We start from the raw sequence: 22,920 nt of genomic DNA, 5'->3' as shown, positions 1-22,920 counted from the left end.
CATGTCGTCGCACGATTCTGCCATCGCCCGCCGCCTGGTCGCCGCCGGCTCCTCGGCGGGCAGGGGCGCGAGGTCGGGTTCGAGCTGCTGCGGCGGGGATGACTGAAAGCACATGTTTGAAGAGACATGTCCTTCGACGCAGGTCCCTGAGACCAGGGCCATGTTCGGCCGGCTGCGCAACTTCCTGGCCGGCCGGTTGGTCGGCGCGACCCGCGACGCGGCGCTGCTCGACGAGGTGCTGCGCTGCGTGTTCTGCCGGACGCTGACGGTCCGCAGCGGCGACGCGGCGCCGGGCGAGGCGGGCGCGCTGCTGGGGTTCTACCGGGCCCAGCTCGCGCGGCTGCAGGCGCTCATGCCCGAGGTGTTCGCCGCCGACGCGCAGATCGGGCTCGACGCGGCGACGCTGCACGAGGTCGACCGCGAGCTGCGCGGGCTCGACCTCGACGACCCGCGCTGCGACCCGATCGGCGACGCCTACGAGGTGTTCACCGCGTCGGCGACGCGCGGGGTCGAGGGCCAGTTCTTCACCCCGCAGACGGCGGTGCGCATGCTGGTCGACCTGGTCGATCCGCGCCCCGGCGAGCGGGTGATCGACCCGGCCTGCGGCGCCGGCGGGTTCCTCAGCCACACGGCGCGGCGGCTGGTGGCCCGCGGCGGCGCGCCGGCCGAGGTGGCGCGCAGCGTGGTCGGGATCGACAAGGACCGCTACCTGGCCGGGCTGGCGCGCGCGCACGTCGGGCTGGTGACGATGGCGCCGGCGCGGGTCTACTGCGGCGACACGCTGGCCTGGCAGGGCGAAGACGGCGGACCTATCGCGTGCGAGCAGCGCGGGTTCGACGTCGTGCTCGCCAACCCGCCGTTCGGGGCCAAGATCGTGGCGGCGTCGACCGAGGTCCAGCAGACGTTCGCGCTCGGCCACGCGTGGCGGCGCGGCGCCGACGATCGCTGGGAGCGCACGCCCCGGCTGCAGCGCGGGGTCTCGCCGCAGGTGCTGTTCGTCGAGCGTCTGCTGGCGCTGGCCCGCCCCGGCGGCCGCGTCGGCCTGGTGCTGCCCGAGAGCCTGATCTCCGGCAAGTCGTATCGACATGTCGTTCAGTACATGTTCGAACAGGCAGATCTGCGGGCGGTCATCGGCATGCCCGAGGAGCTGTTCAAGACGTCGGGCAAGGGCGGCACGCACACCAAGGTGTGCCTGGTGCTGCTGACCCGCCGCGAGCCGGCGCCGGCGAGCGAGCGGCCGGCGATCTTCATGGCCGAGGCGGCGTGGTGCGGCAAGGACAGCCGCGGCCGCAGCATCGCCCGCGACGAGCTGCCGGAGATCGGCGACCGGTTCCGCCAGCACGAGGCCGGCAGCCCGCCCGCGGCCAGCCGCCTCGGCCACGCGGTCGCGCCCGAGGCCGTGCGCGGCAACGTGCTGGCCCCGCGCTACTACGACCCGCGGGTCGCGGCCACCCTGGCCCGGCTGCAGCGCACGCACGAGCTGGTGTCGATTCAGCAGCTGATCGACGACGGGATCCTCGGCATCACCAGCGGGCACGAGGTCGGCAAGCTGGCGTACGGCGGCGGCGACGTGCCGTTCGTGCGCACCTCCGATCTCTCCAACTGGGAGCTCAAGCTCGACCCCAAGCACTGCGTCGGCGAGGCGGTCTACGAGTCGCTGCGCGCCAAGCAGGACGTGCGCGCGGGCGACATCCTGATGGTCCGCGACGGCACGTACCTGATCGGCACGTGTGCGTTCATCACCGAGCACGACACGCGCATCGTGTTCCAGAGCCACCTGCTGAAGCTGCGCGTGCGCCGGCCCGAGCTGCTGTCGCCGTACCTGCTGCTGGCGATGCTCGGCTCGGAGCCGGTGCGCAAGCAGATCGAGGCCAAGCGGTTCACGCAGGACATCATCGACTCGCTCGGCGACCGCGTCGGCGAGCTGGTGCTGCCGCTGCCGCGCGACCCAGCCCAGCGGACCCGGATCGCGGCGATGGTGGAGGCGTCGATCCGCGAGCGCGTGGTCAGCCGCGAGCGCGCGCGGGCGGCCTGCCTCGAGGTGGCGCGGGTCGACTAGCCGAACACGGCGCCGCGCATCGAGATCGAGCCGAGGTCGAAGCCGGGGTTGAAGAACCGCGGGGCCTCGGTCTCGTGCGCGGCCCCGACGGCGTAGAGCAGCGGCAAGTAGTGGTCGAGGCTCGGGTGGTTCTGGCGCCCGAGCGGGCTCTCGGGGGCGCGGGCGAGGAACTCGTGGTCATGCTGCTCGACCGCCCGGGCCACGTCGGCGTCGAATTGCAGGGCCCACTCCTGCTGCGTGCCGTCGCCGCTCTGCGCCCACTGCATGGCGGCGCGCAGGTTGTGCGTGATGTTGCCGCTGGCGAGGATCAGGACGCCCTCCTCGCGCAGGGGCGCGAGCGCGCGACCGATCGCCAGGTGCTCGGCCGGCGGCCGCCGGTGGTCGATGCTGAGCTGCACCACCGGCACGTCGGCGCGCGGGTACATGTGGTGCAGGACGGACCAGGTCCCGTGATCGAGGCCCCAGTCGCTGCGCGGCGCGGCCTTGTCGCCGACCAGCAGCTCGCAGACCCGGCGCGCGAGCTCGTCGTGGCCGCGGGCCGGGTACTGGATCTCGAACAGCCGGCGGGGGAAATTGCCGAAGTCGTGGATCGTCGGCGGGTCGCCGCCGGCGGTCACGAAGGTGCCGCGCGTGTACCAGTGCGCCGAGATGGCGAGGATGGCCCGCGGCGTCGGCAACGCCGCTCCGAGATCCTTGAACGACCGCGTCCAGGCATTGTCGAGGATGACGTTCATCGGTGAACCGTGGCCGACGAACAGGACGGGCGTGGTGGGCATGCAGGGGCTCCTGACCGCCTGGTATGTTACCCCGCGCGGGCCCGGACAAGCCGGGGCCGGAGCAACGTATTGTTGCGCTGCTGTCGACAATCCACGAACCCTCGACGAGAGCGGGAGGCTCGCGCTAGCGTCAGCCCAGATGCGCGCGCCAGCCGACTGCCCCCGCGTCGCTGGCACCGGCGCGGTCGTCGTGCCGTTCGTCCGCGATTGCGAGCCGGCGTGGCTGCGCAACCACGAGCCGGCGGCCGAGCTGGTGTGCTTCGACCCGGACCGTCAGCTGTTGTGTGAGTTCGCCGGGAGCGCCGCCGGCGAGCCCCGTGTGCGCGTGACGGTGGTCCCCGAGGTCGGCTTCGCCGAGGCCGACGAGGCCGATGCGCTGCACAGCGCCGGTCTGGCCGAGGAGGCGGAGATCCTGGCGGGCGAGCCGAACAGCCCGCTGTGGCTGCGGATCCGCGAGCCGCTGGGGCGATCGACGCGGCTGATGCCGCTGTCGGGTCAGCGGCGCATGCCGTGGGCGCTCGGTCGCACGGTCACCGGCTACGCGCTCGCCGATGGGGCGGTGCTGGCGCTCGAGACCGAGAGCTGGCGCAACGCGTCGCAGCTGGTGATCGCACACCCGAGCGGGCGGGTGGAGCGGCGCGCGCTGGCCGAGACCGGCACGATCCGCGGCGGGTGGTTGTTCGGCGCCATCGCCGAGGCCACGGTGCTGCGGATGTTCGCCCGTCGGGTCGGCGCCGCGGGGGTCGGCCCGCGCGTCGAGCTCGGCCTGGTGCCGGCGACTTCGCCCGGCGTGTATCCGTGTCAGTTCCACCTGCGCACGCACGGCGAGGCGTCGTTCCTGGCGATCGAGATCTCCCACGGGCCCGAGACGCCGCAGGTGGCGACCGCGTTCTGCCGCGCCGGTCAGTGGTCGCCGCTGGCGCTGCACAACCTCGACAGCCTCGACACGCGTGTCGCCTTCTCCCGCGGGGCCGGCCGCGTGCTGTGGAAGGACGACAACATGTTCTCGGGGACAGGTTCGCGCGACATCGTCGAGCTGACGACCCGCCCCGAGGGCACGGCGCGGGTCGAGCGGCACCCGCCGCTGCCGGCCAGCGACTACCTCGACTTCACGGTGCTGCCGCTGGGGGACCGCGTGCTCGCGCTGTCACTGGCGGAGTCGGGCCTGACGGCGCGCCTGGCCCCGCTGGTCGAGCTCGGCCGCGCGGAGGAGCGGGCGCTGGTCGACCTGCCGGACGGGCTGTGGTCGTTCACGGCCCACGCGCGAGGCGAGCACGCGATCGTGATCCTGCGCGAGTCGGAGGCCCGCTGCGAGTTCGCGGTCCGGATCGACGCCGACTTCGAGGTGCGGGCGGTGGCGCCTTTCGAGTGACGATTTTTGCCGTGGCGACCGATGAGTCGCGCCGGCCGCCGCGGTCCATCACGCGGAGGCTCTGCCATGACCGTCGCATCGTCCACTTCTGCTCCGACCCCCGCCGAGTTCCCGGTGCGCCTGCTGGCCCGCGGGCTCGATGTCCTGATCCTCGCCGCCGTCGAAGTCGGCCTCGGGCAGGTGATGGGCTACGGCTTCGACTGGTTGCTGGTCGGCTCGGCTTTCGTGTTCTTCTACTTCAGCCTGTTCGACGCCGGGCTGGGCGCGACACCCGGCAAGCTGGCGCTGCGGCTGCGCGTGCTCGGGCCCGCCGGCGGGCGGCCGACGTTGCGCCAGTCGCTGTGGCGCGAGGCGTTCACGCTGGTCGGCTCGGTCCCGTTCGTCGGCCCGCTGCTCGCGCTCGCCGCGTGGATCGTGATCGCCAGGGCGATCGCCCGCAGCCCGCAGCGCCAGGGCAATCACGACGCGTTCGCCGGGGGGACGCGGGTGGTCCAGCTGCCGCGGGCCGAGGGCCCTCGTGGATCGGCCTGCTCATGAATTTCTCGGCGCCTGGCAATTGAACAGGTCGCGCCCTTCACAGATCGAGAGGCTCGCGGCGGATTGGCGCTATACCGGGATGGTGATGCCCTTGACGCCGTGATCATCGGCGGAACAACCTCGACGCGAGCCAGGTTCGATCGACATGCCCGATATCTCGACACGCTATGTCTATGCTGCGCTGCTTGCGACCTTCGGCTTCGCCGGGACTGCCCGCGCCGCGTTGCCCGATCCGGGCGATTTCTCGGTGACGTACTATGTGACCGACGAGAGCGGCGAGTTCGTGCGGCCGATGGTCGAGCGCGACTTCAGGTACTTCAGCAACCGCGCCCGCTGCGAGTGCGGGCAACGCGTCGGTATCGAGGTCAAGGCCAAGGCGAACGCGATGCTCGACACCGCCAGCCGGATCCAGGCCTACATCGGCACGCAATGCCCGACCGCCGAGACCAGCCTCGCCGGTCAATTCCTCCGCTGCGGCGTGCTGGCCCAGCTGCTCGGCGCGGAATACATCAAGGGCATTTCCGGCGCGTTCCACCCGGCCTTTTTGCCGTTCGGCGTCGATCCGGCGGCGCCGACGCGTGATGTCGGCGCGCCCGAGACGATCCTCGGCGAAGGTTGCGGCGACGTCCAGGGCGAGGCCGGGCTGTGGCTGTGCTCGCCCAACGAGAACGCCATCGCGGGGTGCCAAGCGCAGGACTTCTTCTACGGGCCGGACAACGCGCTCTCCAAGCTGTCCGACATTCCGACGCTGGCGTACGACTTCTCGCCGCCGCTGATGAAGGTCACAGGCCTCACCGCCGAGCCGGGCAGCGGCGGCGTCGAGCTCCACTGGGAAGTGCCGGGCGCCGGCGACATCGCGGGCTTCCGCGTCCTGTGCGAGGAGGCGGACAGCGGCGCCTCGCTCGGCCTCGACAAGGCGACGCCCGACCTGCTCGATCTCCCGAGCGGCACCCACTACTTCACCGCCGGCAACCTGTGCGGCGCCGAGCCGTTCTCGACCGTGAAGATCGCCGGGCAGGGCGTCGAGGACCCGGGCGTCTGCGGCAACGGCGTGGTCGAGGCCGGCGAGGCCTGCGACGACGGCGACGACAACGGCCCCGCGGGCCTGTGCGACGCGGGCTGCGGGCTGCGGGTCAGCGCCGGCCTGCACGCGCTCGACTGGGACCACGTGTGCAGCGATCACATCCCGTTCAGCAGCGAAAGCGTGGCCATCGCGGGGCTCGAGAACGGCAAGACCTACAACTTCGTGCTCGTCGCCTACGACGCGTTCGGCAACCCGCGGGTCCACGACAAGGTCGTCACCGCGACCCCGGACGAGGCGTTGCCCGCGGTCGGCGGTGACGAGGGCGCGGCCGAGGGCTGCGCCTGCGCGGCGGGGCAGGGCGGGCCTGGCCTGTGGGCCATGTCGCTGGTCGGCCTCCTCGGGCTCGCGCGCCGGCGCCGGCGCTGACCCGTCGCCCGCGCGACCCAAAGGAAAAACCCCTCCGGCGCGCGCGCTGGAGGGGTTTTGCTGGGCTCCGACAGTAGGACTCGAACCTACGACCCGCGGATTAACAGTCCGCTGCTCTACCGACTGAGCTATGTCGGAATGACCCGGACTTGGGGGCCCGGGGCGAGCGTGTGTACTCGATCCCTCGGGACGGCGTCAAGCTGCATCACCCGCGCACTTGTGAGCTCCTGCACGAACACGGCGCGCCCCCTGCCGCGGACCCCCGAACCCCCAGATCTCGCGCGCACGAGCGGTCCAGGCGCCTCTGCAAGGTTTTGCGCGAACGTGTCGAAGGGGGCTTGACACTCCATGGGGCTCGTATATTCTCCGCCTCCCCTCGTCACGGCGCGGGGCAAAAACCTGAACCAACCGGCAGGGTTCCGTCTTCGGACGTTGTTCTGCACGATCCTGCGGGAGTAGCTCAGTTGGTAGAGCACGACCTTGCCAAGGTCGGGGTCGCGAGTTCGAGTCTCGTCTCCCGCTCAGAAAATCGAAGCCCTGTCACCCCCGGTGACAGGGCTTCGTGCTTTGGGTCCGACGCCGGTCCGCGGGGGCGCCACCAGGCCAGCGGCCCCTGGCGACCGCTGTTCGTGGTCGGGCGCACGGGCGGGAATGGATGGCGGCTTGCGCAGTTTACAAAACCCGCCTAACGTTTCGCCGCCCTCCGTGCCTGCCGTGTTCGCCAGCTTCTTGCGCTGCCTCGTCGTGCTCAGCCTTTGGCTGGGCGCGGCCGTGGCCGCATCGAGCGCGGAGGCCGCGGTTCCGGGCACCCCCGACCTGCGCAGCGACATTCACCTGCGGCTGGTCGAGCTGCTCGGCGCCGCGGAATTCTGCGGCGACGAGGACGACCCGGACGCCGAGGTCCTGTGCGGCGGCGATCTCCTGGCCGACCTGGTCGTCGACCCGTCGGTCCTCAAGCTGTCGCGCGGCTCCTGTTCGCGCCTGCTCGAGGTGCTGTTCAAGCGGGCCGTGTGCGACCCGACCGACGAGACCTGCGGCAAGCTCCAGCGCGGCGGTCTGCCGCCGCGGGCCCCGCCCGACCTGCTCGGGCCCTCGAGTGCCGCGGTCGCCGCGCTCCTGCGCGACGAGTGGTCGCCGCAGCGCGTGGCGCTCACGGCCGCGCGCCCGCGCGACGACCCGCCGCTGCTGTCCCGAACGACCTGTCCCGAAGCACCCCCGCCTCGCGTCGCGCCCGTGTAGTCCGCTCGGGTCGGCCGGAGGCTTTGGGTCGCGCCCGAGAGGCTGCAGGTGCCTCGTGCACCTGCACGCGGGAGCCGGCGCTGCGCGCCTCGGCGGCGCCCTCCGGGTGTTCGAGACGGTCCCCTCATGCGTGTCCCACATCTCTGGCTCGGTCAGGTCGCCTTCGGCCTGGCGCTGAGCAACGCAGCCTGCGAGTGCTCCCCGAGCGCTCCTGAATCATCCGCCGCGCCGGTCGCCGCGCCGTCGCAGCGCTACCGCGTCGACCTCGACCCTGACGAGCACGCGCTCGGCGGCGCCGAGCCGCTCGTCACGATCGTCGTCTTCTCCGACTACGCCTGCCCGCCGTGCGCGCGCACGTGGAAGGTCCTCGATCACCTGGTCGAGGACTACGGCGACGACTTGCGGGTGGTGTTCCGCAGCCAGACCTTGCCCGGCTTCGCCGACGGCGAGCGGGCCGCCGAGGCCGCGCTGGCCGCCGGGGCGCAGGGCCAGTTCTGGCCGATGCACCGCCGGCTCTACGACACGCTGAAGTTCGACCGCGCGGCGCTCAAGGCGGACGCCGAGGCGCTCGGGCTCGACGTGCCGCGCTTCCTCGACGACCTCGACGCGGGGGTCTATTCGGGCACGCGGATCCGCCATCGCCGCCAGGCGGTGGAGCTCGGGATTTACTTCAGCCCGGTGGCGCTGGTGAACGGCCGGCCGCTGATCGGCTTCCGCGACGAGGCGGCCTGGCACGCGCTGATCGACGAGGAGATCGTCGCCGCCCAGGCGCGCCTGCGCGAGGGCACCGCCCGCGCCGACCTCTATGGCGCCGTCATGGACGCGGCGGTGACCGCTCCGCTGGCGGTCGACGACGCCACGGCGCAGCAGCGGCGGCTGCTCGCCGAGCGGTTCAAGGCCGCCGAGGCGCCGCCTCCGCAGCGGGCCGAGGCGGGCAAGCGCTATGCCGTCGACGCCGGCGTCGCGCCGACGCTCGGGCCCGCCGACGCGCCGGTGCTGCTGGTCGCGTTCATGGACTTCGAGTGCCCGTATTGTCGCAAGGCCGCGACCGAGGGCATCGCCGAGCTGCGGCGGCGCTATCCGGACGACGTCCGGATCGCCTACCGCCAGCTGCCGCTGCCGATCCACCCCGGGGCCGACAGCGCCGCCCGGGCGGTGGTCGCCGCCGACCGCCAGAACCGCTTCTGGGACTTCGCCGACAAGCTGTTCACCGCGCCCCGGCTCGGCCGCCGCACCTACGCGGCGATCGCCCGCGAGCTCGGCCTCGACGAGGCCCGCTTCCTCGCCGACCTCGACAGCGCCGAGGTCGCCCAGGTCGTCCGCGACGACCTCGTATACGCCCGCAGGCTCGGGCTCGACGCCACCCCGGCGATCTTCCTCAACGGTCGCTATGTCGACGGCTTTCGCGGCGCCGAGGCGCTCGCCGCCGACGTCGCGACCGAGCTCGCGCACGCCCAGGAGCGGATCGCCGCCGGCGCCGCCCGCGAGACCGTCGTGCGCACGATCCTGGAAGCGGAGGCGATCCCTCCCAACCAGTTCCCGAGCGCCGATCTCCACCAGTGACGACTCCCCACATGTCCTTTTGGACATGGTTTTTGTGACATGTTCTTTCAACCACCCAGCAAACTACAGACACAGAGCCCCATGAAACGCATCAGCCTCCCCGTGTTCCTGGTCTCGGCGCTCGCCCTGGCCGCTTCTCCTCTCACTGGTTGCACCGGCAACCGCGGCGGCAAGAAGGAAGAAGCCGCGGCCGCCGGTCCGGCCGCCGCCGCCTCCGGCGGGCTGGTCACCATGGACCAGGTCGACGACTCGCTGAACGCCAAGATCCAGGGCGAGCGGTTCCGCGTCACCTACGGCGACAAGGACCAGGTCAAGGGCGCCGCCGACCCGCTGGTCACGATCATCGAGTTCAGCGACTTCCAGTGCCCGTTCTGCTCGAAGTTCACGGACATGCTGAACGAGCTGATCAAGGACCCCGCGTACGCCAACGACGTGCGCGTGGTGTTCAAGCAGTACCCGCTGCCGATGCACAAGGACGCGGCGATGGGCTCGGAGGCGGCGCTGGCGGCCGGTGAGCAGGGCAAGTTCTGGGAGATGCACGACATCCTCTTCAAGAACCAGAAGGCGATGACGCGCGCCGACGTCGAGAAGTACGCCGAGGAGCTGAAGCTCGACATGGCCAAGTTCAAGGCCACGCTCGACGCCAAGACCTACCAGGCGCAGGTCAACGAGGATCTGGCGCTCGGCAAGAAGTTCGGCGTGCGCGGCACCCCGAGCTTCTTCATCAACGGCAAGTGGCAGCGCGGCGCGCCGCGCACGATCGACGGCCTGAAGAAGCTGGTCGACGAGGAGAAGGCCGCGGCCGAGCAGCTGGTCAAGGACGGCAGCAAGCGCAGCGAGATCTACGCGCGCATCATGAAGGCCGCCAAGGACGAGCGGAAGGAGCCGCCGCCCGAGAACAAGCCCAAGGTCGGCGAGCCCGACCCGGCCGCCAACTACGCGGTGCCGGCCGACAACCGCCCGGCGTTCGGCCCGGCCGACGCGCTGGTCACGGTGATCGAGTTCAGCGACTTCCAGTGCCCGTTCTGCAACCGCGTCACGCCGACGCTCAAGCAGATCAAGGAGAAGTACCCCAACGACGTGCGCGTCGTGTTCCGCCAGCTGCCGCTCGGCTTCCACGACCGCGCCCGCCCGGCCGCCAAGGCCTCGCTGGCCGCCGGCCAGCAGGGCAAGTTCTGGGAGATGCACGACCTCCTGTTCGCCAACCAGAAGGCGCTCAGCGACGCCGACTTCGAGGGCTACGCGCGCCAGATCGCCGGCCTCAACTTCGACCAGTGGAAGAAGGACCTGGCCGACCCGAAGCTCGAGCAGATGATCAAGGAGGACGAGCAGACCGCGCAGAAGTTCGGCTCGAACGGCACGCCGGCGTTCTACGTCAACGGCCGCCACCTCTCGGGCGCGCAGCCGTTCGAGGCGTTCCAGAAGCTGATCGACGAGGAGAAGGTCAAGGCCGAGAAGTTCCTGGCCGAGAAGAAGCCGGCCAAGGACAAGCTGTACGAGGAGATGATCAAGGGCTTCGAGACCGAGCTGAAGATCCCGCCGGCGCCGCCGCCGGCCGACTTCAAGCGCCGCGAGGTCGCGACCAAGGGCCTCGCCGGCAAGGGCAACCTCAAGAACCCGAAGATCACGATCGTCGAGTGCTCGGACTTCGACTGCCCGTTCTGCAAGCGCGGCGCCGACACCGTGGCGCAGATCGTCAAGGACTACGGCGACAAGGTTGCGATCTACTTCCGCAACTACCCGCTGCCGATGCACAAGATGGCCGAGCCGGCCCACCGCGCCGGCGTCGCCGCGCAGAACCAGGGCAAGTTCTGGGAGATGCACGACCTGCTGTTCGCCGACAAGACCAAGCGGTCCGACGAGGACTTCAAGGCGTTCGCGACCCAGCTGGGGCTCGACCTGGTCAAGTTCGAGCGCGACTACAACGACGCCGGGACCGCCCAGCGCGTCAAGGACGACATGGCGGAGTGCGGCAAGATGGAGGTCCGCGGCGCGCCCGGCTTCCTCATCAACGGCCGCCTCATGAGCGGCGCGCAGCCGATCGAGCGCTTCAAGAGCGTGCTCGAGGAGGAGCTGAACGGCGGCTTCGAGGCGACGCAGAAGAAGGAGAAGGACGCCGCGGCCAAGGGCGGCGCGCCGGCCAAGGCGCCGACCCCGGCCCCGGCCCCGGCTCCGGCTCCGGCCAAGTGAGCCTGGTCTCCGGGCCAGGCATCGCCTGGTCCTGACCCGCCCGGCCCCGTGCGCGACGGGGCCGGGCGTCCCCTCCCGGTTTGCATCGCGCGCTACTATTGGGTACCCACGAGGTCGACGATGTCCGACGCCACGACGCCTGCACCCACCCCCAACAAGCGATCCACCACCTCGATCCTGGTCGCGGTCCTCGGGTTCGCGGCGACCATCGGGGTCGGCTTCTACGCCGGGCAGTGGGTCCGCGACCGCTTCTTCGTGCCCTCGGCCAAGCTCGAGCAGGGCGACCGCTACCGCGCCGATCTGCGCGGCGACGAGCCGCAGCTGGGCCCGAACGACGCGCTCGTCACCGTGATCGAGTACTCCGACTTCCAGTGCCCGTTCTGCGCCAAGGTCACCGACCCGCTGAAGGACGCGATGGGCACCTACGAGGGCGACGTGCGCCTGATCTTCAAGCACTACCCGCTGCCGGGCCACAACCTGGCGCCGCCCGCGTCGCAGGCGGCGTGGGCTGCGCACCAGCAGGGCAAGTTCTGGGAGATGCACGACCTCCTGTTCGGCAACCAGAAGAAGCTCGACGACAAGACCTTCGAGGCCCACGCGCAGCAGCTCGGCCTCGACCTCGCCAAGTTCAACGCCGACCGCACCAGCGACGCCGCCAAGGCCGCGATCGACAGCGACTACGTGTCCGGCGGCAAGGCCGGCGCGACCGGTACGCCGTACTTCCTGGTCAACGGCCGCCCCTACTCGGGCTCGCTGCCGGCCAAGCAGTGGCGCGAGATCTTCGAGTACGAGCGCGAGCAGGCCCGCCAGCTCGAGAGCCAGGGCACCGCGCGCGCCGAGGTCTACGGCGCGATGATGAAGGACGCCAAGGCCCAGCGCGGCGGCGGCGGGCCCGGCAAGGCCCCGAGCCAGCGCGACGACGGCCCCGATCCGAGCAAGACCTACCGCGTGCCGCTCGACGCCCGCCCGCAGTTCGGTCCCGACGACGCGCTCGTCACGATCGTCGAGTTCAGCGATTTCCAGTGCCCGTTCTGCAAGCGCGTCAACGCGGCCCTGGCCGACGTCAAGCAGAACTACCCCAATGACGTGCGCATCGTGTTCCGTCAGCGCCCGCTGGCGATGCACCCGCAGGCGCGCGTCGGCGCCCGGGCGATGCTGGCGGCCCACCGCCAGGGCAAGGCGTGGGAGATGCACGACCGCCTGTTCCAGAGCCCTTCGGACATGTCCGAAGAGACAGTCAAGAAGCACGCCCAGGAGCTCGGCCTCGACGTGGCGATGTTCGAGCTCGACCTCGCCGCCGCCGAGACCGAGCAGATGGTCAAGGACGACGAGGCGGTGGCCAACCGGCTGAAGAGCGGCGGCACCCCGTCGTTCTTCGTCAACGGCCGCTTCCTGTCCGGCGCCCAGCCCTACGAAGGCTTCAAGACCCTCATCGAGGAGGAGAAGGCCAAGGCGCAGAAGCTGGTCGACGAGGGCACGCCGCGCGGCCAGGTCTATGACAAGATCATGGCCGACGCCGAGGAGAAGCCCGGCAAGTGACGGACACGCGGCCTCCGGCGGGCGAGCCCGCGGGCTTGAGAGCACCTGTCCTCGAGGACGGGGAAGAGCGCCGCGGCCTGCTGGGCCCGCTCGCCTACGTGGTGTTCATCGCCATCGGCTCGCTGTGGATGTTCTGGTTCGCCGCCTCGCTCGGCCCGGCCGCCAAGGCCCAGGCCGAGGCGGCCTGCCGCGCGCTCGAGCCCGAGCTGCGCGAGGGCCCGGCGCCCGACTTCACGCTGCAAGACCGCGCCGGCCAGCCGGTCAGCCTGGCCGACCTGAGCGGCAAGTTCGTGGTCCTCAACTTCTGGGCCACGTGGTGCGAGCCGTGCATCCGCGAGTGGCCGCAGCTCGACCGCCTGGCCGAGCGCCTGGAGCACCGCGACGACGTGGTGATCGTGGCGGTCAGCGTCGACCAGGACCAGACCCTGGTGGCGCCGTTCCTGGCCCGCATGGGCCTCGAGCAGACCGGCGTGCGCGTGCTGTGGGACCCGACCGGCAAGCTGCACACGGCCTACGGCAGCGAGAAGCTGCCCGACACGTACTTCGTCGACGCCGCGGGCCAGCTGGTCCACGCGTACGTCAACGTCCGCGACTGGGGCCGCCCGGCGGCGCACAACTGCGTCGAGTCGATGCTGGCCCGGTAGCGGCGGGACGGGCGGATCGCTCGACCGCGACCAGGGGCGACCTCCGAGGTCGCCTGCACGCGCACTCGCGGTCGCGCGCGACCGGCGTCACGGCAGCGCCGCGAGCTGCTCGATCGACTGCTTCAGCGTCGGGCGCAGGCACTCGAGGCAGTCCGCGCTCTTGGCCTTGCCGCAGCCCTTGGCCGGCGTCTTGTTCAGGCGCTGCAGGGCCGGCAGGCCGCGCTTGTCCTTGGCCTCGGCGATGCGCTTGACCGCGGCGTGCTTGGCCTCGCAGCCGTCGGCCTTCTCGAGCAGGGCCACGCCGTGCAGCCACAGCGGCACGTCGACCTCGGGCTCGTAGGCCAGCACCGCCTCGGCCGCCTTGACCTGGCCCTCGCGAGCCGTGCCGAGCAGCGTCGACCCCGGGCCGCGCAGCTTCGCCGGCAGCTCGCCGAGGTCGAGGTCGCTGGCCGAGAGGACAGGTTCCGAAGGACCTGTCCCTTCGGACTTGTCCTTGCCCGCGGCCGGCACGAACTCGGCCGACCGCTCGCCGGCCTCCTGCGGCGCTCCGGGCTGGCGGACCGCCCACAGCACGATCACCAGCAGCGCCGCGCCGACGAACACGGCGATGAAGCCGAGCAGGCCGCGGTTGCTCGGCGGAGCGACCGCCGGCGCCATCGGCGTCGCGCCCGGCGGCGGCAGCGTCGACGCCGACACCGGGCTGACGCTGCGGCTCAGGGCTCGCAGCGCGTCGCGGACCTCGCGGGCGGTCTGCGGGCGCTGCTTGGCCTCGCGCGCGAGCAGCTGATGGATGATGCGTTCGAACTCGACCGGCAGGTCGACCACCTCGCCGGCCAGCGGCGGCGGCGGCTGGGTCAGCTGACGCGTCAGCAGGTCGCTCATCTCGCCGCCGTCCCACAGCGCGCGGCCGGCCAGGCACTCCCACAGGATCACGCCGAGCGCGTAGAGATCGGTGCGGAGGTCGGTGGGCTCGCCCATCGCCTGTTCGGGGGCCATGTAGCCCGGCGTGCCCATCACCGTGCCGAGGCGGGTCAGCGGCGTCGTCCCGTGGCCGGCGTCGGCGACGCGGGCGATGCCGAAGTCGAGCACCTTGACGACCTCGCCGTCCTCGCGCGGCTCGAGCAGGATGTTGTCGGGTTTGAGGTCGCGGTGGACGATGCCGGCCGCGTGGGCCGCCGTCAGCGCGTCGGCGATCTGGGCCCCGATGTCGCATGCCGCCTGCCAGCGCATGCGGCCGCGATTGATGATGTCGGTCAGCGTCGAGCCGCGCACCAGCTGCGTCACCAGGTACGCGCCGCCGCCGGGAAGCGGGCCGAAATCGATCGCGCTCGCCACGTTGGGGTGCTCGATCTGCGCCGTCGCCATCGCCTCGCGGCGGAACCGCTCGGCGATCTCCTCGTTGCCCGTGTACTCGGCGTGGATCATCTTCACCGCGACCAGCTTGCGCAGGTTGAGGTGCTCCGCCGTGAACACCGCTCCCATCCCGCCCTCGCCGAGCAGGTCGCGGAGCTGGTAGCGGCCGTCGAGGGTGTGACCGATCCACGCGTTCGGCGGGGCGTCGGGGGCGGGTAGCGGCGAGGCAGCGGCGGAGGTCACGGCGGCCGCGGCAGTATAGGCCGTTTACCGGGTCGCGTGCGCGCCGGCTGCCGTGCGGTCGCGGCCTCGTTATACTGCCGGGCGGGCCCCTCGCCGTGCGACCGGCCCCGCGGCGCCGTCCGGGCCGCGCTCTCCTCGCTCTCGGGGCGTGAGCCCTCGCGGAGGCAACATGTTCGAAAGTACAGCTCGGAGCGCAGCCCTGGTCCTCGCCGTCCTCGCCGTCGCGTGCGGCAAGCCGGTCGACCCATCCGGAGACGAGGACGCCACCTTCACCCGGGCGTCGATGGCCGGGGCCCCGGCGCCGACCGGCGTCGATCGCCCGCTGTCCGCCGACCTCGCGGTCGAGCCGGTGTCGATGCTCGTGAGCTTCAACCGCCTGAAGACGGCCGACAAGCTGCAGGAGGCGCTGAACAAGCAGCCGGGGCAGTTCAGCCACATCGACCTCGACAAGGACGCCCAGCCCGACCCGCTGACCGTCGCCGATCGCGCGGCCAAGGACGGGCACGCGTTCGAGATCCGCGTGCGGCCCAAGACCGGCGAGTTCGTGGTGGCGACGATGCTGTTCGACCCCGAGTGGAGCTATCTCGGGCATTACGACGGCGTCATGGGCGGCGCGGCCTCGACCACGGCGCGCCCGCTGCCGGCCGTGCCGCAGGTGAACGCGGCCCCGGTCGCGCCGGTGGTGGTCGCCACCCCGCCGGCGGTGGTGCCCTCGGCCCCGCCGACCCAGGTCGCCGCGCCCCCGGCCGCGCCGGTGACGCCCGCGATCGCCGAGGCGCCCGCGCCCGCGCCCGGACCCGCAGGCGCCGTGCAGGCGGCCCCCGCCGGCGGCGCCCAACCGGCGCAGCCGTGAGGCCCCGAGACGAGCGGCATGCCCGAAGGGGCATGTCGCTTCAGGCGTGCCCGTCCGACAAGTCTCTTCGTGAATGCCATCGAGGGACATGCCCGAACAGGCGCGTCTCTCCAGGCATGCCCGTTGCACAAGTCTCTTGCTGAATGCCATCGAGGGGCATGCCTGAAGGGGCATGTCGCTCCGGGCATGCCCGTTGGACAATTTTCTTCGTGAATGCCAGCGATTGGCATGCCCGAAGCGACATGTCGCTTCAGGCATGCCCGAAGGGACATGTGCGTCCGAGCATCGCGCCGAAGGACATGCTCGAACGAGCATGTCCCTTCAGACATGCCCGATCGGACACCCCCGGAGCTTCACGCCCGCCGGCGCCGGCGCAGCGCCAGCAGGCCGAGCCCCGTAAGCCCGAGCAGGGCCGCGCCGTTGGGCGCCGGGTCGCTGGCGCAGCCGCAGCCGGACTCGCCGCCGCCGTCGTTGCCGGCGGTGCCGGAGGCGGCGTTGCGAGGCCAGCCGTGGCGGGTGTTCCACGCCTCGATCTTGGTGTTGATCGCGGCGGTGTTGTTGACGAGGTGCATCGGCTTGCCCTTGAGGGCGATCTGGCTGATCTCCTCGGCCCAGAACATCTCGCCGATGAATTCGGGCCACGGGCCGGCGTCGGGCACGAAGATCTCGCGCTCGTCCGGGAGGGTGACGACGCTGTTGCCGTCGCACAGGTTGTAGTTGGTGGCGACGCGGACGTTGTCGACGTCTTCGAGGTCCGGGTTGATGTGGAAGGTCGGGTCCGCGATCATCTCGTTCGGCGAGATGACGGTGTACATGCGGGTGAGGTACGGGAAGGTGTCGAGCAGGTCCTGTGCGTGCAGGCCGGGGGTGATGATGCGTTCGGCCAGGCCGGTGGCGAAGCCGCTGCCGTCGCCCCACTTCATCGCGTCGATCTGGTCGACGTAGCTGGCCAGGCCGCCGTAGAACTCCTCGTCGGACAGGCCGTCCGGGGCCGGCAGGTACTCGCGCAGCAGGCCCTCGACCAGCGGGTGGTTGTAGAAGCAGAAGCCCGGCTCGTAGCAGTTCGTCAGGCCCTGCTCGTTGAGGCGCTCGATGACCTGCTCGGGCGCGAGGCCGGCGAACGGCGCCTCGTTCCAGTTGGGGCTGTAGACGTTGAAGGCGAACGGCGCGGTGATGCTGGTGGCGCCCGCGTACTCGGTGACGAAGGCCAGGCCGTCGGCCTCGAGCTCGTCGACCGCCTTGCCGATGACTTCTTTGTAGTTGGCGGCGAAGTTGAGCCAGTCGATCTTGAGCGGGTTGACGAGGACGTGGCGGTAGTTGGTCGGCGCGGCGCGGCCGTTGGCCAGCAGGAACACGCGGATGTCCATGTCCTGGACCGACGAGAAGCGGGTCAGCCGCAGCGGAAAGCAGTTCTCGTCGGACGGGTAGCGCAGCACGATCGGGTGCACGTCACCCTCGTCGGCCCCGCCGGTCAGCTTGAGCGCGACGATCACCTGGCCGGCGTCGAGGTACTGCTGGAAGGTCTCGTCGGCGCCGTCGATCCACAGGAAATCGTTGTCGAGCAGCCACTCTTTGATCGGCGCGACGGTCTTGTCCTGCAGGACGACGATCTCGAACGCGCCGGCGGTGGTCTTGAGCAGCACCGGGTCGCCGCCGGTCGCCCCGGTGGTCGCGGCGTCGCCAGTGGAGCCGCCGCCGCTGTCGGTGCCGCCGCCGTTCGGCGAGGTGAGGCCGGCCGAGATGCCCTCCTCGCCGCACTGCTCGAAGGTCTGGGTCAGGCCGTACTGCGGCACGGAGGCCTGCAGGAGCGCGTCGAACAGCGGCTGCGAGCCGACCTCGAACTCGGGGATCTGGGCGATCGGGATCAGCCAGGCGAACTTCTGCGCGTTGGTGTCAGGGTCGATGCTGATCTGGATGTGGACCTCGACCTCGCCGGGGTTGAGGACGAACAGCACGTTCTCGCCGTCCTGGTTGACCGGCATCGGCCCGGGCACGCCGCCGTCGCAGCCGTTGACCCCGCAAGCGTCGGCCGGGCGCGCGTGCGCGAAGGTGAGGGCGGCACCGGCAGCGGCCGCGAGGATCGAGGTCCGCTTCCACATAAGTCTATTGTTCACGGTGGCAGGGTCGCACGGGTTGGGCCGGAGCGCCAGAAGCGGGCCGGCGCCGGCTCCAGGCGAGACACGGGCGCCGCGAGAGTTCATGACTCTTTGGACATGTCACAGGGGACATGTCGCTCGCCGACCTCGCGGGCGCATGACAGTGTTCCGCCGGCTCAGCGCGGGCGCGGGCCGGCGAGCAGGCGCTCGGCCGCGGCGCGCAGCGGGTCGTCGGCGGCCAGCGAGGTCGCGAGGGGCCCGGCGAGAGCCCGCACGCGCTCGCGGTCGCCACGAGCCGCGAGCGCCTCCGCCAGGCCGAGGCGCAGCACGGCGAGATCGTGGGCGTCGAGCTCGGCGGCCTCGGCGTCGCGCACGGCGGCCTCGAGCGTGGCGACGGCGCGATCGAGCCGGCGGGCCCGCAGGAAGCAATTGCCGAGCTGGCCGCGGGCGAGCAGGGCCGCGGCGCTGGTCGGCCCCAGGAGCGCGCCGATCCGCTCGGCGCCGTCGCGGACCCGCTGCAGACCCTCGTCGAATTGCCCGGCGGCGATCAGCGCCTCGCCGAACGCGAGGTCGAGGGTCGGCAGGTCGGGGTAGTCGGCGCCGAACTTGTCGACCAGCAGCGCGCGGGCCTTGGTGAAGGCGGTGAGGGCGTCCGCGTGGCGGCCGAGCGCCGACAGCGACATGCCGGCGGCGCTCCAGGTGATCGCCACGAACTCGTGCGCCGGCCCGAGGGTGCGCGAGAACACCACGCGCGCCCGCTCGAGCTGGGCCACGGCCTCGTCGTGCTCGCCGCGGGTCGACAGCACCTCGGCGAGGTTGACCCGCTTGATCGCCACGTCGGCGTGGTCGTCCCCGAGCAAGGCGCTGTCGATCGCCAGCGCCTCGCTGGCGCGCGCGTGGGCGAGGTCGAGGGCGCCGCGCGTGACCAGCAGGGTGACCGAGTTGTTGAGCAGGCGGGCGACGGTGGTGCTGCGGTCGCCGTCGCGCGCGCGGGTGCGGACCAGCAGGTCGTCGTAGATCCGCAGCGCCTCGTCCTCGCGCCCGAGCTGCTCGAGCACCGACGCGATCCGCTCGTCGGCCAGCATCGTGCCCGGGTGGTCGGGGCCGTGCTCGGCCAGCTTGATCGCGCGCGCCCTCTCGAACTCGGCCAGCGCGCGCTCGATGTGACCTTGCTTTTCGGCCAGGTTGGCGAGGGTGTAGATCACGTTCGAGGTCAGCGGGTGGCCGACCCCGAGCAGGCGCTCGAAGTCGGCGAGCACGGCCTGCAGGGTGCTCTCGGCCAGCTCGCCGCCGTCGGTCTCGACCAGGTGGGTGGCGCGGTTGAGGCGGACCCGCAGGCGCTGGATCTCGCTGATCTCCGGCGCGTCGAGCAGGGCCAGCGCGGCCTCGTAGTGGGCGCTCGCGCGGTCGGGCATCGACAGCCGCTGGTAGGCGTGGGCGACCGTGCTGTGGAACAGCACCGCCAGCCGCGGGGTCTCGCGCGCGCGGGCCAGCGCGACCTCGGCGGTGCGGATCAGCGTCGCGGTGACGTCGGGCGAGGCGCCGCGCACGCTGTGCTGCCAGATCGCCGCCAGCCAGGCGTCGACCAGCAGGTCGTCGCGGCCGGCGATCGCGGCCGCGGTGGTCGCCTCGGCCAGGTGCGCGGCGGCGTTCTCGTGCTGGCCGAGCTCGAGCTCGAGGCGCGACACGGCCAGCGCCGCCTCGGCCAGCGCCGGCGCGAAGCCGAGGTCCGCTGCGGCGGCGCGGCTGGCCTCGGCGACCACCAGCGCCTCCTTGTCGCGCCCGGCGGCCCGCAGCGTCGCTGCGCTGGCGCGGTCGCGCTCGACGGCGGCCAGGCGGGCGCGGGCCTCGGGGTCGGTCGGCGGCGGGACGGCGCCGAGGCGCTCGCGGTCGGAGCAGGGGGCTAGCGGCTCGAGGCCGTCGACGAGGTCGAGGGCCCGCTGCGAGGCCTGCGGACCTGGCACGAGCAATTGCTCGACGGCGTTGCCGAGGCCGGCGAGCCGACGGTCGAGGCAGGCGGCGCGCAGGTCGAGCATCGGCTCGCTCTGGTCCCCGACGACCCGGGTCGCTTCGCAGTTCTCGACCGCGACCCGCGTCCACGCCGCGGCGTAGTCGGTCAGCGCCGCGTCGACGCTGGCGGCCAGAGCACCCGCGTAGGGCTTGCCCGAGGCCAGCAGCGCCGCGTGGACCTCGGCGCGCCGGCCCGGGTCGGCGACCCCGACCATGCGCTCCGGGATCGCGGCGCACGGCGCCTCGCCGCGCAGCGACAGCGCCGCGATGCCGAACCCGCCGGCCAGCGCCGCGGCGACGCCGAGCGCGACCGTGGCCCGTCGCACCTGCCGCGGCCGCACCACCCGCTCGAGCGCGTGCAGCAGCGACGGCATGTCGGGCCAGCGGCGGGCCGGGTCGACGGCGAGGCCGCGGCGGAGGATCGTGAACAACGCCGCGTGCGCCTCGACATCGCGCGGGGGCGGGCGGACCTGGCCGCTGCGGATGGTCTGCAGCAGCGCGTACGGGGTGCGCCCGGCGAACGGTCGCACCCCGGCGAGCGTCTCGTAGAGCGCGACGCAGAAGCTGAACTGGTCGCTCACCGCGGTCGCCGGGCGGCCCTCGAACTGCTCCGGCGGCATGTAGGCCGGCGTGCCGAGCATGGTGCCGCTGCGCGTCAGCTCGACGTCGAACGAGCCGCGGGCGACGATCGAGGCCCCGGCCTCGACCCGCTCGCCGTCGATGCGCGCGAGCCCGAAGTCGAGCACGCGCGCGCGCCCGCGGGCGTCGACGAGCACGTTGCTGGGCTTGAAGTCGCGGTGGACCAGGCCGACCTCATGGGCGGCGGCCAGGCCCCGACCTGCCTGAAGGAACATGTCGAGGCGGGCCCGCCAGTCCGGCCGCGGACCGCCGAGCGGGCGGCACCACTGGTCGAGCGTGACCCCGTCGACCATCTCCATGGCGACGAACAGCAGGCCGTCGCTCTCGCCGACCTCGTGGACCACGACCACATTGGGGTGGGCGATGCGGGCCATCGCCTGGGCCTCGCGGGTCAAGCGGTGGAGCGCGTGCGGGTCGGCCGTGCTCCCGCGCAGCAGCACCTTGAGCGCGACCTTGCGCGCCAGCGCCTCGTCGCGGGCCGCGTAGACCACCCCCATCGCCCCGCTGCCGAGCCGCTCGAGCAGGCGGTAGCGGCCGAGCCGCGCGGGCATGGCGGCGAGCAGCCGTCGCGCCTCGTGCTCGGCCGGCGACGAGGACGCGGTCTGCTCGTCGACTTCGCCGGCGACGGTGACCGCGAGCCGGGTCGGCGCCTCGTCCTGGCTCGAGGTCTCGCTCACGGCGACCTCCGGACCGGCTGGACCACGATCGGCGGCCCGCGCCGGCGCGGCACCTTGCCGAAGATCGCCGCCGCCGACTTGACCCGCACCGCCTCGCCGACCTCGCGCCGGACGCTGCGCAGCACCGGCAGCGCGAGCGCGGCCCCGAGCGCGAAGCCGCCGAGGTGGGAGGACCACGCGAACTCCTGCGCGTCGGACAGGGCCGCCATCGCCGCCTGGAAGCCGATCCACGCCCCGAGGTAGATCCACGCCGGGATCTTCAGCGGCACGTACACGAGCGGCAGCGTATGCAGCAGCCGCGCGCGCGGGAAGGTCACCAGGTAGGCGCCGCACACCCCGGCGATCGCCCCCGAGGCGCCGATCACCGGCGTGCCGGTGGCGCGGGTCAGGACCAGCTGCAGCAGCCCGCCGAACACACCTGCCCCGAAGTACAGGATGAGGAAGCGCCGGCGGCCGAACACGTGCTCGACGTTCCTGCCGAACACGTACAGGAAGTAGAGGTTGAACAGCAGGTGGAACCAGTCGGCGTGGAACAGCGTGTGCGTGAGGACGGTGTAGATGCGCGCCGGCTCGGCGAGCACCTTGCCGGCCACCAGCGCGTACTCGCGGGCGTAGACGAGGCCGAGCACCGAGGCGACGTAGCAGCCGAGCAGCAGGGCGCCGAGGCCGAGCACGACCCAGGGGATCCCTCGCCGCGGGTTGTCGACCTCGATCGGCAGCTGGGTCAGGACCTGGGCGGCCCACTGGACGCCGCGCTTGGCCAGCAGGACCTTGGGGTCCTCCTGGCCGGACGGGGTGGTCGAGCGGGCGAGGGCGTGGCGCTCGTCGCCGTCGAGCCAGATCCCGCGGCAGCGCGGGCAGCGGTCGACGGGGGTCCGGAGCATGCCCGGGAGCAGGTGCTCGTTCATGAAGCCGTGGCCGCGCGGGCACATGCGGCCGGCCGAGCGACCGACCACGGTCTTGAGGAAGGCAGGGTCGACCTCGGCGTCGCCGAGCTGGTCGAGCTCGCCGTGGTCGAGCCACACCCCGAAGCACACCGGACATGTATCGAGGGTCAGGTCCTCGGGGACAGGTCGCTCGCGGGCGCCGAGCTGCCGCCAGCGCCCGCCCGCGGCCCGGCGCAGGTGGACCGCGACCAGCGCGTGCAGGCTGCAGGCCGGGCACTGCGCCGACAGCGGGGCGGCCGGCGGCACGGGCCCGGGACCGGCGCCCGGCGGCAGCAGGTCGGGCGGGCGCAGGCTCAGCTGGCGGGTCACCGGCGGCAGGTGCGGGGCGAGCAGGTCGGGCGGCCCCGCGGGCTCGGTCTCGCGCGGCAGGTGCGGGGCGAGCAGGTCGGGCGGGCGCGGGGCGCGAGCGCTGGAACCTGCCCCGAGAGACATGTTGGAGGCCGAGGCGGAAGGGGCGAGCCTCGACTCTCTTGGACCTGCCCTGAAAGACAGGTTGGAAGACGAGGCCGAACCGGCCTGTCCTCGAGGACCTGCTCTGAGGGACATGTTCGCGGGCGGACCGGCCTGTCCTCCGGGACCTGTCCCGAGGGACATGGGTGAGGAAGTCGCCCCGGACGGTCCTGCCTGGCCCTCAGGACCTGTCCCGAGGGGCATGTTCGAAGCGGCTTCGAGCGGCCCCGCTGCCCCGGCGGATCGGGCTCCAGACGGGCCAGGATGCGGCGGGGCGGGCGGC

At 72.2% G+C, this 22,920-nt stretch carries 15 protein-coding genes and 2 tRNA genes; 11 read left to right on the top strand and 6 right to left on the bottom strand.

The window, feature by feature from the left end; translation table 11 throughout:
* Positions 1-112: 112 nt before the first annotated feature.
* Positions 113-2,059 carry an N-6 DNA methylase gene (locus POL25_RS09540; protein WP_272085618.1) on the top strand — a complete coding sequence of 649 codons (1,947 nt, stop codon included), beginning with the start codon at positions 113-115 and terminating at the stop codon, positions 2,057-2,059.
* Here POL25_RS09540 and ygiD read toward each other — a convergent pair.
* The gene (ygiD, locus tag POL25_RS09535; protein WP_272085617.1) at positions 2,056-2,835 is read right to left on the bottom strand and encodes a 4,5-DOPA-extradiol-dioxygenase; all 780 of its coding nucleotides are present in this window, start codon (positions 2,833-2,835) and stop codon (positions 2,056-2,058) included. The genes POL25_RS09540 and ygiD overlap by 4 nt on opposite strands.
* 139 nt (positions 2,836-2,974) lie before the next feature.
* Here ygiD and POL25_RS09530 point away from each other — a divergent pair, with 139 nt between their 5' ends.
* The 3 genes from POL25_RS09530 (at position 2,975) to POL25_RS09520 (ending at position 6,194) form a co-directional block, all read left to right on the top strand.
* Positions 2,975-4,207, top strand: a complete 1,233-nt coding sequence (locus POL25_RS09530; RefSeq protein WP_272085616.1) for a hypothetical protein — start codon at positions 2,975-2,977, stop codon at positions 4,205-4,207.
* Positions 4,208-4,273: 66 nt separating this feature from the next.
* A complete protein-coding gene (locus POL25_RS09525; protein ID WP_272085615.1) occupies positions 4,274-4,744 on the top strand; it encodes an RDD family protein in 471 nt (156 codons plus the stop codon).
* Positions 4,745-4,889: 145 nt separating this feature from the next.
* On the top strand, positions 4,890-6,194 hold the full coding sequence (locus tag POL25_RS09520) for an MYXO-CTERM sorting domain-containing protein (protein ID WP_272085614.1): 1,305 nt from the start codon (positions 4,890-4,892) through the stop codon (positions 6,192-6,194).
* A 65-nt stretch (positions 6,195-6,259) separates the two neighbouring features.
* Here POL25_RS09520 and POL25_RS09515 read toward each other — a convergent pair.
* A tRNA-Asn gene (locus tag POL25_RS09515) sits at positions 6,260-6,332 on the bottom strand.
* A 311-nt stretch (positions 6,333-6,643) separates the two neighbouring features.
* Between POL25_RS09515 and POL25_RS09510 the strand changes: the two genes are divergently transcribed.
* The 6 genes from POL25_RS09510 to POL25_RS09485 all read left to right on the top strand — a co-directional run bounded on the left by POL25_RS09510 (position 6,644) and on the right by POL25_RS09485 (position 13,369).
* Positions 6,644-6,716: transfer RNA gene (locus POL25_RS09510), tRNA-Gly, on the top strand.
* Positions 6,717-6,899: 183 nt separating this feature from the next.
* A complete protein-coding gene (locus POL25_RS09505) occupies positions 6,900-7,433 on the top strand; it encodes a hypothetical protein (protein WP_272085613.1) in 534 nt (177 codons plus the stop codon).
* Positions 7,434-7,559: 126 nt separating this feature from the next.
* Positions 7,560-8,996 carry a DsbA family protein gene (locus POL25_RS09500; RefSeq protein ID WP_272085612.1) on the top strand — a complete coding sequence of 479 codons (1,437 nt, stop codon included), beginning with the start codon at positions 7,560-7,562 and terminating at the stop codon, positions 8,994-8,996.
* An 81-nt stretch (positions 8,997-9,077) separates the two neighbouring features.
* Positions 9,078-11,186, top strand: a complete 2,109-nt coding sequence (locus tag POL25_RS09495; RefSeq protein WP_272085611.1) for a DsbA family protein — start codon at positions 9,078-9,080, stop codon at positions 11,184-11,186.
* A gap of 120 nt (positions 11,187-11,306) precedes the next feature.
* A complete protein-coding gene (locus POL25_RS09490) occupies positions 11,307-12,725 on the top strand; it encodes a DsbA family protein (RefSeq protein ID WP_272085610.1) in 1,419 nt (472 codons plus the stop codon).
* Positions 12,726-12,760: 35 nt separating this feature from the next.
* The gene (locus POL25_RS09485) at positions 12,761-13,369 is read left to right on the top strand and encodes a peroxiredoxin family protein (protein ID WP_272085609.1); all 609 of its coding nucleotides are present in this window, start codon (positions 12,761-12,763) and stop codon (positions 13,367-13,369) included.
* Positions 13,370-13,456: 87 nt separating this feature from the next.
* Here POL25_RS09485 and POL25_RS09480 read toward each other — a convergent pair whose 3' ends face one another.
* Entirely contained in the window at positions 13,457-14,965 is a 1,509-nt protein-coding gene (locus POL25_RS09480; protein ID WP_272085608.1) for a serine/threonine protein kinase, read from the bottom strand.
* Between the two features lie 148 nt (positions 14,966-15,113).
* Here POL25_RS09480 and POL25_RS09475 point away from each other — a divergent pair, with 148 nt between their 5' ends.
* The gene (locus POL25_RS09475; protein WP_272085607.1) at positions 15,114-15,818 is read left to right on the top strand and encodes a hypothetical protein; all 705 of its coding nucleotides are present in this window, start codon (positions 15,114-15,116) and stop codon (positions 15,816-15,818) included.
* 353 nt (positions 15,819-16,171) lie between these two features.
* Here POL25_RS09475 and POL25_RS09470 read toward each other — a convergent pair whose 3' ends face one another.
* The 3 genes from POL25_RS09470 to POL25_RS09460 form a co-directional block, all read right to left on the bottom strand.
* Entirely contained in the window at positions 16,172-17,932 is a 1,761-nt protein-coding gene (locus tag POL25_RS09470; RefSeq protein WP_272085606.1) for a DUF2330 domain-containing protein, read from the bottom strand.
* A 158-nt stretch (positions 17,933-18,090) separates the two neighbouring features.
* A complete protein-coding gene (locus POL25_RS09465) occupies positions 18,091-21,240 on the bottom strand; it encodes a serine/threonine-protein kinase (RefSeq protein ID WP_272085605.1) in 3,150 nt (1,049 codons plus the stop codon).
* Positions 21,237-22,619, bottom strand: coding sequence for a rhomboid family intramembrane serine protease (locus POL25_RS09460; protein ID WP_272085604.1), 1,383 nt, complete (start codon positions 22,617-22,619; stop codon positions 21,237-21,239). The genes POL25_RS09465 and POL25_RS09460 overlap by 4 nt, the downstream gene beginning before the upstream one ends.
* Between the last annotated feature and the right edge of the window lie 301 nt (positions 22,620-22,920).

The organism is Nannocystis bainbridge (genome assembly GCF_028368995.1).
GTDB lineage: Bacteria > Myxococcota_A > Polyangia > Nannocystales > Nannocystaceae > Nannocystis > Nannocystis bainbridge.
Note: the sequence above shows the minus strand (reverse complement) of the source record. Positions and strands in the feature narration are given on the sequence as shown.

Bases quoted from the DNA above. Each gene is read 5' to 3' on its own strand.
- POL25_RS09500 (WP_272085612.1), top strand. From the start codon at position 7,560: ATGCGTGTCCCACATCTCTGGCTCGGTCAGGTCGCCTTCGGCCTGGCG.
- POL25_RS09530 (WP_272085616.1), top strand. From the start codon at position 2,975: ATGCGCGCGCCAGCCGACTGCCCCCGCGTCGCTGGCACCGGCGCGGTC.
- POL25_RS09490 (WP_272085610.1), top strand. From the start codon at position 11,307: ATGTCCGACGCCACGACGCCTGCACCCACCCCCAACAAGCGATCCACC.
- POL25_RS09540 (WP_272085618.1), top strand. From the start codon at position 113: ATGTTTGAAGAGACATGTCCTTCGACGCAGGTCCCTGAGACCAGGGCC.
- POL25_RS09525 (WP_272085615.1), top strand. From the start codon at position 4,274: ATGACCGTCGCATCGTCCACTTCTGCTCCGACCCCCGCCGAGTTCCCG.
- ygiD (WP_272085617.1), bottom strand. From the start codon at position 2,835: ATGCCCACCACGCCCGTCCTGTTCGTCGGCCACGGTTCACCGATGAAC.
- POL25_RS09495 (WP_272085611.1), top strand. From the start codon at position 9,078: ATGAAACGCATCAGCCTCCCCGTGTTCCTGGTCTCGGCGCTCGCCCTG.
- POL25_RS09520 (WP_272085614.1), top strand. From the start codon at position 4,890: ATGCCCGATATCTCGACACGCTATGTCTATGCTGCGCTGCTTGCGACC.
- POL25_RS09460 (WP_272085604.1), bottom strand. From the start codon at position 22,619: ATGTCTCTCGGGGCAGGTTCCAGCGCTCGCGCCCCGCGCCCGCCCGAC.